Annotated in this window: 8 protein-coding genes; 2 read left to right on the forward strand and 6 right to left on the reverse strand. The window is 71.7% G+C overall.

The window, feature by feature from the left end; genetic code table 11:
• The 4 genes from VJR25_RS03885 to VJR25_RS03900 all read right to left on the reverse strand — a co-directional run.
• A partial coding sequence (locus tag VJR25_RS03885; protein WP_324112714.1) for a DUF222 domain-containing protein occupies positions 1-1,189 on the reverse strand: 1,189 nt, incomplete at its 3' end.
• A gap of 80 nt (positions 1,190-1,269) precedes the next feature.
• A complete protein-coding gene (glpK, locus tag VJR25_RS03890; protein WP_324112717.1) occupies positions 1,270-2,784 on the reverse strand; it encodes a glycerol kinase GlpK in 1,515 nt (504 codons plus the stop codon).
• 11 nt (positions 2,785-2,795) lie between these two features.
• Positions 2,796-4,544, reverse strand: coding sequence for a glycerol-3-phosphate dehydrogenase/oxidase (locus VJR25_RS03895; RefSeq protein WP_324112719.1), 1,749 nt, complete (start codon positions 4,542-4,544; stop codon positions 2,796-2,798).
• A gap of 172 nt (positions 4,545-4,716) precedes the next feature.
• Positions 4,717-5,421, reverse strand: a complete 705-nt coding sequence (locus VJR25_RS03900; protein WP_324112728.1) for a lysophospholipid acyltransferase family protein — start codon at positions 5,419-5,421, stop codon at positions 4,717-4,719.
• A 226-nt stretch (positions 5,422-5,647) separates the two neighbouring features.
• Between VJR25_RS03900 and VJR25_RS03905 the strand changes: the two genes are divergently transcribed.
• The gene (locus VJR25_RS03905) at positions 5,648-6,637 is read left to right on the forward strand and encodes an FKBP-type peptidyl-prolyl cis-trans isomerase (RefSeq protein WP_324112721.1); all 990 of its coding nucleotides are present in this window, start codon (positions 5,648-5,650) and stop codon (positions 6,635-6,637) included.
• Positions 6,638-6,705: 68 nt separating this feature from the next.
• Complete coding sequence (dxr, locus tag VJR25_RS03910) at positions 6,706-7,791, forward strand: 1-deoxy-D-xylulose-5-phosphate reductoisomerase (protein ID WP_324112723.1); 1,086 nt, start codon at positions 6,706-6,708, stop codon at positions 7,789-7,791.
• 29 nt (positions 7,792-7,820) lie between these two features.
• Here dxr and VJR25_RS03915 read toward each other — a convergent pair whose 3' ends face one another.
• Both VJR25_RS03915 and VJR25_RS03920 read right to left on the reverse strand, forming a co-directional pair.
• Positions 7,821-9,047 carry a hypothetical protein gene (locus VJR25_RS03915; protein WP_324112725.1) on the reverse strand — a complete coding sequence of 409 codons (1,227 nt, stop codon included), beginning with the start codon at positions 9,045-9,047 and terminating at the stop codon, positions 7,821-7,823.
• 17 nt (positions 9,048-9,064) lie between these two features.
• Positions 9,065-10,711, reverse strand: a complete 1,647-nt coding sequence (locus VJR25_RS03920; protein ID WP_324112727.1) for a UDP-N-acetylmuramoyl-L-alanyl-D-glutamate--2,6-diaminopimelate ligase — start codon at positions 10,709-10,711, stop codon at positions 9,065-9,067.
• Positions 10,712-10,795: the final 84 nt, after the last annotated feature.

The following is a 10,795-nucleotide window of genomic DNA, read 5'->3' on the forward strand; positions in this document are numbered from 1 at the left end:
CGTCGAGGGTGCAGGCGATGTGCCCGGTGTCGCAGGCATGCTGCGCGGCGAATGCGGCGGGCACGGTGGTGCGGGTGTCTTCGATGACCGCCACGGCCGGCTTCCCGGCCGAGGCGTCGTCGTGGGCGGTCTGGGTGATGATGATCCGAATTCCGGCCTGCCTCGTGCCGAACACATGGGCGGCGTCCGCGACCGCTCCGGAATGGAGGAGGTCGAGGAGCAGGTCGTAGGCGAGTTGCTCGTTCGTTCTCGGGTCGGCGGCCAGTTGTTCGGCGGCGGTGTGCTCGGCGGGATCCACGAACCGGGGTCCGCCGCGGCGGGGGCGCAGGGCGGCGTCCAGGATCGCGGTCGCCCACGCGGCGCCGGTGTCGTCGAACCGGACCGACCCGTGCCGGATCCCGTCGGTGTCGGTCCACACCCGGAACGAGCGCGCCTCGAACCGTTCGCGGAACCGGCGCGCGGCGCCGTCCGGGTCGAGCCGGTCCCGGATGATCCGCGCCGCCGCGGCCAGGTCCTCCACGGTGCGGCGGGACGCCTCGTCGATGAGCTGCTGTGCCGCGAGCGCCCACGCCGCCAGCATGTCCGCATCCGGTGACGGTGGCTGCCCGGGAGTTCCGGCCGGGGCGGGTGGGTCGCCGAGGCCACGGCGGATCGCGGACTGCTGGTCCACACTTATCCGCCCGGTCGTGAACGCGTCACCCAGACACGCATGCCACGGCCGCACCGGCACACCCTCGGCGGGAGCGTCGCGGCCGGCATCAGCCCCGGGATCGGGCGCGGGTCCGCCGTCCACATTCGGGGGCCTTTCCACGTCAGGGCGCGTGGCGTCGCCCACATCCGGCAGCGCGGTCTCCACCAGCGCCTGCCCGAGCCGGGTCACCCTCCCCGCCTGCGCCTTGGACACCCCCGTCAGATCCTGCACCAGCGAGACCGCGTTGCGGTGCCCGAGCCGCTGCGCCAGACCACCGTGGCCGGCATCCCGCCCCGACCGGCGCGCCGCGACACCGGTCGCCAGTACCCGCAGCGCCTCCAGCTCACGGATCGCATCCGTCGCCGCCGTGATCACCCCCACCACCGACTCGTCGCCGAGCCCCACGATCACCGGCGCCGCATCCGCCACCGCGACCTCACCCAGCAGCCCGACCAGCACCCGCACCTGCTGATCGACGATGCCACCGAATGTGCCCATGCCTGAAGCCTTCCATGGGCCTCCGACATTCAGACAAAACAACGACACGCCGGGGGATGCCGCGGTGATTCGGGAGGCCGTCAGCGCACGTCGTCGTCGACCCAGTCCATGGACTTCGTCACGGCCTTGCGCCACAGGCGCATCCGCCGCTCCCGCTCGTCCTCATCCAGCGCCGGGCTCCACCGTCGGCCCTCGTGCCAGTTCGCGGCGAGCTCGTCCAGGCCCGTCCAGAAGCCGACCGCGAGCCCTGCGGCGTAGGCCGCGCCGAGCGCGGTCGTCTCCGCGACGACCGGCCGCACGACATCCACGCCGAGGATGTCGGCCTGGAACTGCATGAGCCCCGCGTTGGCGGTCATGCCGCCGTCGACCTTCAGCTCGGGCAGCTGCACGCCGGCGTCGGCGCGCACGGCATCAAGCACCTCCCGGGTCTGGAATGCCGTCGCCTCGAGGGCGGCCCGCGCGATGTGCGCCTTGGTCGCGAAGCGGGTGAGCCCCACGATGGCGCCCCGGGCATCCGGCCGCCAGTACGGGGCGAAGAGCCCCGAGAACGCGGGAACGAAGTACACGCCCCCGCTGTCCTCGACGGATGCCGCCAGCGTCTCCGCCTCGGCCGCGGATCCGATGATGCCGAGCTGATCGCGCAGCCACTGGACGAGTGAGCCGGTCACCGCGATCGACCCCTCCAGCGCGTAATGCGCGGGCTGGTCGCCGAGCTTGTAGCCGACCGTGGTGAGCAGACCGTTGCCGGAGTGCACGATCTCCTCGCCGGTGTTGACGATGACGAAGCATCCGGTGCCGTACGTGTTCTTGCTCTCGCCGCGTGCGAACGCCGCCTGGCCGAACGTGGCCGCCTGCTGGTCGCCGAGGATGCCCGCGACCGGCGTCTCACGCAGCAGCTGGGAGCCGTGCGCGGTGCCGTACACCTCCGAGGAGGACCGGATCTCGGGCAGCATCGAGCGCGGCACGCCGAACGCCTCGAGGATGTCGTCGCGCCACTCGAACGTGCGCAGGTCCATGAACATCGTGCGGGACGCGTTCGTGACGTCCGTGGCGTGCACGCCGCCGTCGACCCCGCCGGTGAGATTCCAGAGCACCCAGCAATCCGTCGTGCCGAACAGCAGGTCCCCGGCCTCCGCCTTCTCGCGGGCGCCCGGCACGTTCTCCAGGATCCACGCGATCTTCGTGCCCGAGAAGTACGTGGCGAGCGGCAGGCCGACGACCTCTTTGAACCGCTCCACGCCCCCGTCCGCGGCGAGCCGGTCGACGATGTCCTGCGTGCGGGTGTCCTGCCACACGATCGCGTTGTACACCGGCTCGCCGGTGCGCCTGTCCCACACCACCGCGGTCTCGCGCTGGTTCGTGATGCCCACCGCCGCGATGTCGTGGCGGGTCAGCGTCGCGCGGCTGAGCGCGACCCCGACGACCTCCTGCACGTTGCGCCAGATCTCCACAGGGTCGTGCTCCACCCAGCCCGGCTTCGGCAGGATCTGCTCGTGCTCGAGCTGACCGACCGACACGATCCGCCCCGACCTGTCGAAGACGATGGCACGGCTCGACGTCGTGCCCTGGTCGATCGCGATCACGTGGTCGGGCATGTGTCGTCCTTTCAGTACGGGGCGAGCGCGGAGACGGCAGCGCCGTCCGCCGGGCGTTCGGGCGCGACGCCCGGCCCGGTGAGCAGCACGCGGTGCGCCGTGCGCAGCTCGTCGGCGGCGTGCGCGATCTCCGCCGCCACGGCTTCGGCATCCCACCCGAGCGGGGCGGCGACCGACTCGGCGACCTCTCGCAGCGTCTCCGGCGACAACCCGCCGACGAACGCCAGGGCCGTGCGCCGCAGCAGCACGTCGATCAGGTGCACCGGCTGCTCGGTCGCCGCCAGGTGCGCCAGCTCCGCGCGGTAGTAGCCGGGAACGTGCGGCAGGGGTGCCGACCCGACCGGGATCGCGGCGAGGATGCCGGCGGCCCGCGTGCCGTAGCGGTTCAGCATGGCCTCGGCGACGGCGCGCTCGTGGCCGGCCGAGTACGCCGCGATCCAGGCGCGCCGAGCCGTCTCGGTCATCGGATAGCCGCGCCCGCCGCCGATGGCGAGTCCCGCGGTGCTGACCGTGCGCGTGAGCCCGAGCTCGTGCATCGCCTCCCGGGCGAGGTGCGCCGCCAGCGCGCGGAACGTGGTCCATTTGCCGCCCACGAGGCTCAGCGTGGGCGTGCCGTCCAGCATCCCGGGGATGATCCGGTAGTCGCGCGACACGAAGCCGGGCGACGTGTGGTCGTGCCGGGGGAGCGGCCGGATGCCGGAGAACGTGTACACGATCTGGTCTCGGGTCACCGGGATGTCGGGGAACACGTGCCCGACGAGGTCGAAGAAGTAGTCGATCTCGTCGTCGGTGCACACGACGTCCTCGCGCGGGCCGGCGTCGACGTCGGTGGTGCCGACGAGCACCCGGCCCCGCAGGGGATAGATGAGCACGATGCGGCCGTCGGAGTGCTCGAAGAAGATCTCGCGTCCCCGGGTCGCGGCCAGCAGCTCCTCGTTGTCGAGCACGATGTGCGAGCCCTTGGTGCCGCCCATCAGCCGGGTCGGTGCGCCGAGGGCGGCGTTGGTGAGGTCGGTCCACTGTCCGGTCGCGTTGATGATCACCTTGGCGCGGATGTCGAACTCCTCGCCGGTCATCCGGTCGTGCACGGTGACGGCTCCGTCGTTCGAGCCGACGACGGCCAGATGGTTGGCGGCGCGTGCGCGGTCGCCACCCGCCGCGAGCCCGTCATGCAGCACGTCCAGCGCGAGCCGCTCCGGGTCGTGCATGGAGGCGTCGTAGTACGTCGCGGTGTACTTCACGTCCGGGTTCATGCGCGGGAACTTCGCGAGGGTCTTGCGCCGCCCCTGGAACACGTGCCGGGGAACGGAGCCGCCGTCGCGGGAGAAGGTGTCGTAGATGACCAGGCCCGCCTTGATCAGCAGCGCGCCGCGCTCGCTCGGCTTGCCGCGACCGTGCGTCACGAGCAGCCGCCACGGGGCGGAGAGCACGCCCGACCAGGTCTTGAAGACGGGGATCGTCGTCTTGAGCGGGCGCACATAGTGCGGGGCGGTCTTCAGCAGGCCGTTCCGCTCGCGGACGGCTTCGCTGACCAGACGGAACTCCCCGTTCTCGAGGTACCGCACCCCGCCGTGCACCATGTGGCTCGAGGCCGACGACGCGCCCGAGACGAAGTCGTCGCGTTCGACGAGGACGACGTCCACCCCCTGCAGTGCGAGGTCGCGCAGGGTCGCGATGCCGTTGATGCCTCCACCGATGATGAGCACCTCCGCCACCGGTCGCTCGCGCAGCGCGGCGACGGAGGCTCGTGTCGTGGTCACGATGGGGTCCCTTCAGTGAGGCGTGAGGCCAGACTGTCTCGGCTGGAACGGTTTTGCAAGCCGGTTGCGCCCGGCCACAAGGCCGGAGCGTCGGCAACGCGCACAGGGCGGTTCACAGCACCCGGGCGGGCCCGCACACGCGTGCCGCGGCGGCCGGCCGAGCGGGGAGCGGTCAGCGGCGCTCGTGGGGGAGCGCCTGCTTGATCCGGTCGAGGGGGTTGTGCGCGGGCGGCTCGTTGTAGACGCCCGCGAGCTCCTGGCCGGACAGCTCGTGGATCGCCGCCATGATCGCGTCGGTGGCGAGTCGGCGGGCTTTGCCGGATGATGCCGGGCCGTACGACGACACATCCAGCGCCTTGCCGAAGCGCACGTGCACGCGCGGCTTGCGCTTGGGCATGCTCGCGCCGACCGGCATGGCCTCGTTCGTGCCGATGAGGCCCACCGGCACGACCGGGGCTCCGGTCTGCAGGGCGAGGTAGGCGACGCCGGTGCGTCCGCGGTAGAGGCGCCCGTCGAGGGAGCGGGTGCCTTCGGGGTAGAGGGCGACCGCGAAGCCCTGCTCGAGCATCTTCTGATGCTGGTCGAGCGCGTCCAGAGCTGCCTGACCCGCGCCGCGGCGGATGGGGCTCGCCCCGACCGCGGTGAAGAACATGCGGGACGCCCAGCCTTTCACGCCCGTCCCCTCGAAGTAGCTCGACTTGGCGAGGAAGCGCACGGGCCGCGGGGCGGCGACCGGGATCACCACGGAGTCGATGAACGACAGGTGATTGCTGGCGAAGATGACCGCGCCCGACTTCGGCACGTTGTGGCGGCCCTCGATGATCGGGCGGTAGATCAGCCGGGTGAGCGGTCCGACGATCGCGCGGCTGAAGCGCATGCCGAAATCGCTGCGGAACTCCTCCTCCGGTTCGTCAAGCGTCTCGTCCGGCTCGGCGTCGCCCGCAGGAGTGGTCATCCGATCAGAGTACCGCCGATCCCATGCCATCACAGGAATACGGCGCGGACCCGGGGAATCTCAGGGCACGCCGCAGCCGTTCTCAGCTACATCATGAGCGTGTCGGGTGACAATGGAACTTCACGTCCGAAGTCTCGAGGTTCTCTCCGTGCGCATCCGCCGTTCGATCTTTGCCCTGTCCGCCGCCGCCCTCGCGGCCGTCGCCCTGGCCGGCTGCGCGTCGTCCGCCCCCACGTCATCCTCGTCGGCGCCGTCGCCGAGCGCCTCGGCCGCCACCGACCTGTGCAGCGCCAAGGTCGCCTCGGGCAGCGCGTCCGACGCCGTCAAGGTGACCGGCAAGGTGGGCGCCCCGGCCACCGCGACGTTCAAGTCGCCGCTGACGGTGAAGGCCCTGCAGAGCAGCGTCGTGACGACCGGGTCCGGCCAGAAGCTGAAGTCCGGTGACCTCGTGCAGTTCGCCCTCACCGAGTACAACGCGAAGACCGGCGCCAAGAACGGTGCGATCGGCCAGGTCGACGGGTCGCTGCTGCCGCAGCAGATCTCCGCCGACAGCCTGCTCGGGCGGGTGCTGGGCTGCGCCACCGTCGGCACCCGCGTCGTCGCGGTGATGCCCGGCGCGGCTGCGACCTCCACCTCCGCGGCGACCGAGGCCAGCATCGACGTCATCGACGTCAAGGCGCTCGTGCCGGCTGCGGCGTGGGGCAAGGCGCAGGCGCCGCAGGCCGGCTTCCCGACGGTCACGCTCGACACCAAGGGCGCGCCGACCATCACCGTGCCGAAGACCACGCCGCCCAAGGCCGTCAAGATCGAGACGCTCAAGAAGGGCGACGGCGCCGCGGTGAAGAGCGGCGACACCGTGCTGGTGCAGTACACCGGCGTGCTGTGGAAGAACGGCAAGGTCTTCGACTCCAGCTGGACCAACGGCTCGCCGGCGCAGTTCGCCACCAACCAGGTCATCAAGGGCTTCGGCCAGGGCCTCACCGGTGCGACCGTGGGCTCGCAGGTGCTGGTCGTCGTTCCGCCGGCCGCCGGCTACGTCGACGCCAAGGGCAAGTCGATCGCGCAGGGCTCCATCCCGGCCAACTCGACCCTCGTGTTCGCCGTCGACATCCTGGGTGTGCAGCACGCCGGTTCCTGACCCGCGAACGTCGTCGGAGCAGCCCCGCGAGAGCATTCGCGGGGCTGCTGCGCGTCTAGGCTGACGGGATGCGACGCGTGCTCATCCTCGGCTCGACCGGCTCCATCGGCACCCAGGCGCTCGACGTCATCCGGGCCAATCCGGCCCGCTTCGAGGTCGTGGGACTCGCGGCGGGATCGAACCGGGATGCCGTCGCGGCGCAGGCCGGGGAGTTCGGGGTGGAGCACACCGCGTTCGGAGCCGCGGAGGCGGAGCAGCTGGTGCGCGACATCCCCTGCGACGTGGTGCTCAACGGGATCACGGGCTCGGTGGGGCTCGGGCCGACACTCGCCGCCCTGGAAACCGGCCGCACGCTGGCCCTCGCCAACAAGGAGTCCCTCATCGTCGGCGGCGACCTCGTCACGGCGCTCGCCGCGCCCGGTCAGATCGTGCCGGTCGATTCGGAGCACTCCGCGATCGCGCAGGCGCTGCGGGCCGGGGATGCCGGCGAGGTGCGCCGCCTCGTGGTGACGGCGTCCGGCGGCCCGTTCCGCGGGCGTACGCGGGACCAGCTCGCCGACGTCACGCCCGCACAGGCGCTCGCGCACCCGACGTGGGACATGGGTCGGGTCGTCACGACGAACTCGGCGACCCTGGTGAACAAGGGGCTCGAGGTCATCGAGGCGCACCTGCTGTTCGACGTGCCCTACGACGCCATCCACGTGGTGGTGCATCCGCAGTCGATCGTGCACTCCATGGTGGAGTTCGCCGACGGATCGACGATCGCGCAGGCCTCCCCGCCGGACATGCGCCTGCCCATCTCGCTGGGACTCGACTGGCCGCACCGGGTTGCGGGCGTCGGCGCGCCGATCGACTGGACGGTCGCGGCATCCTGGACCTTCGAGCCGCTCGACGACGACGCGTTCCCCGCCGTGCGGCTGGCCAAGCAGGTGGGCCGCGCCGGGCGCACCTACCCGGCCGTGTTCAACGCCGCCAACGAGCAGGCGGTCGACGCGTTCCACGACGGCCGCTTGCCGTTCCTCGGCATCGTCGAGACCGTCGAGCGCATCGTGGACGCACACGAGGCTCCCGCGGAGCTCACGCGGGAGAGCCTGGCCGACGCCGAGCGGTGGGCGCGGGATGCCGCCGACGCCGCGATCGCAGCCGGCCGCTGAGCGCGGGGTGCGCACGACCGACCGGCGAGCTACGGCGCGAGGTGGAGGCGGTGCGGGGACTCCGGGGCATGGCCCGCGGGGTACGCCTGACGCCGGTATCGCTCCCGGATGCCGAGTGCCGACTCCTCCGGGTGCTCGACGAGATAGCGGCCGATGTCGCGGTACTCGCTGAGGCGTCCCTCGCCGACGGCCGTGAAATGCCAGAGGCGATCCTCCTGGGCGTGCAGCAGCGCCAGTGCGGTCCAGTAGATGCCGATGCCGGGGAACGCGAGCACGGGCTCGTCCGGATCGTGCCGGGCGTCCGGGCGGGTGAGGGGGCGGTCGACGTCCGCACACACGATCGCCATCCGCAGCCCGAGCTTGCCGTCCTGCTCCGCGAGGGCCCGCTCGAGCTTCGCCCGGGAATCCAGCATCGCGACGTGCACCGCACGCTCGACATCGCGCTCGGAGTTCATCGGGCGCCCGAGCCGCAGGTCGAGCGCCGCCGCGATCTGGTCGTCCAGGGCCCGGGAGACGCGGTCGGATGCGATCATCCGCTGGATGAGACCGGCGACGGCCTGCTCGTCCGTCTCCTCCGCCACGGGCGGCTCGGGCCGGTCGAGCGCGAGCTGGTCCCGGATCACCTCGAGCTGCTCGTCGGCGTTCTCGATGAGGGCCGCCGCGAGGGCGAAGCGCCGCCGGATCGGCCGGGGGAGCGGCCGCCCGCTCTTGTAGACCAGCCCGTGCTCGATCTCGGCCCAGCCGTGCTCGAGAATGCTCCGGATCTGGATCTCCACGACGGCGGGTGACAGCGGCGCGGGCTTGCGGCGCTCGCGGATGATCGTGGGCAGGTGCTCGTCGTCCAGCGCCCACGGCATCGTGGCGAGGAACTGGATGGAGCGGTAGCCGAACTCCCGGTCCTCCAGCAGCGCTGCCTTGTCCGCATAGGTGCCCTCGTGCACGCGCAGCATGTCGCGCACCAGCTGCTCCACCCAGACCGCGTCGTCGCGGAAGTAGGTGATGATCCGCACGCCCAGGACATCCTCGATCCGTGCTTCGGGATCGGTGTCGAGCTTGTCGCGCAGCTTGTTCTCGAGGGATGCCCGGGTCTTCACGCGCGGCTCGATGGCGTGCAGGTGGATGCGGTCGTCCGCCGTGATCGCGGTGGTGAGCCGGTCGGTGAGTTCGGCGATCCTGCGCCGGTACTCCGGCAGTAGTTCGTCGTACCGCTCCAGATCGGATGCGATCCGGGCCTCATCGTCGGGGGTGAGCGACATCGTCGGCGCCTCCCCGGTCAGCGCCAGTCGCGCGTCGGGTCCGACAGCGGGGTGTCGTCGTCGGGGTACGGTACCGGCCAGTGCGGCTCGGGCACCGGCCAGCCGGCATCCCGCAGCGCCCGGCGCGACAGCTCCCGCGCCGAGTACGGGGTGCGCACACCGCGGATGTCGCGGTAGTCCTGATGACCCGGTCCGCACCACAGGATGGCGTCGCCCTCGCCGACGAGCTTGACCGCTTCGAGGATCGCGCGCTCGGGCGGGGAGTACTCGTGCAGCTCGGTCGGGGTGCCGGCGCGGCGGGCGCCCTCGAGGAGCGTGGCGCGGATCGAATCCGGCTCCTCGAACCGCGGGTGGTGGTCGGTGACGATGAAGATGTCGCTGCCCTCGGCGCCGGTGCGTCCCATGTCGAGGCGCTTGGTGGCATCCCGGTCGCCGTCCGCGCCCATGACGAACAGCACCTTGCCGGGGGTCACGTGCCGCACGGCGGCGAGGGTCTTCTCGAAGGCGTCCGGCGAGTGCCCGAAGTCGACGTAGACCGCGGGTCCCCGCTCGCCCGAGACGCGCTCGGTGCGACCGGGCAGGTACGCTTCGATGCGGCCGCCGTCGAGCGCCGCCACGAACGACTCCCAGGCGTAGCCTCCTTCCAGCAGCATGACGATCGCCGGCCCGGCGTTCGCCGCCATGTGGCGCCCGATCGTGGGCACCACGGTGGTGAGGCTGCGACCGTCGGGGCCGGCCAGACGGAAGGTGGTGCCGTCCTGGCGCTCCTCGAGGATCTCGACGGTCCAGTCCGCCGCGGCATCCGGATCGGCCGCGATGGCCGGGCAGATCACGGTCACGACCGGAACCTCGCTGCGCGCGGCGACCTCGGCGCCGGCGGACGAATCGAGTGAGACGACGCCGCGGCGCGACCGGTCCGGGTGGAACAACTGCAGCTTCGCCTCGAAGTACTCGCGCATGTCCGCGTAGTCGTCGAGGTGGTCGTGGCTGAGGTTCGTGAAGCCGGCGACGTCGAACATCAGCCCGTCGACGCGGTGCCGGCTGAGCGCCTGTGCGCTGACCTCGACGGCGACGGCCTCGACGCCGCGCTCGCGCATGAGGGCGAGCAGGGCATGGAACTCGGATGCCTCCGGCGTCGTCAGCCGTGACACGATGACCTGTCCCGCGATGTGCCGCTCGGCCGTGGAGCTGAGGCCGGTGACGACCCCGAGCTGGTTCAGGATTCCTTCGAGCAGATGGGAGACGCTCGTCTTGCCGTTGGTGCCGGTGGTGCCGAATAGCAGGGGCAGCTCGTCGTCGGCTCCGGTGCCGTACACCCACGCGGACAGGTCTCCGAGCACCGCACGGGGGCTGTCGACGATGACGATGGGCAGGCCCGACCCGGCGGCGATGTCCGCCCCGGCGGCATCCGTCACGACGGCGACGGCGCCCTTCTCGGCGGCCTGCGCGGCGAACTCCGCGCCGTGGCGGTTGACGCCCTGGATCGCGACGAACGCCTCACCGGGCCGCAGATCGGCGGTGGCCAGCGTGACACCGGTCAGGGTCACGCCGTCGGTCTCGCCGCGGGTGGAGGTGCCGAAGCGCGCGGCGAGATCGTCGAGGGCGCGCACCGGCGGATGCTCGGGTCGGAGGACGGGAGGCAGGTTCGAAGCGGGGTGTGCCATGGTCCATCCATCCTCGCATTGTCTGCCCGCCGGAGTCACCGACGCCACGGTGGCTCCGGCGGGCATCGCTCAGCGTCCGGAGGG

Source organism: Microbacterium sp., assembly GCF_035277845.1.
Taxonomy (GTDB): Bacteria; Actinomycetota; Actinomycetes; order Actinomycetales; family Microbacteriaceae; genus Microbacterium.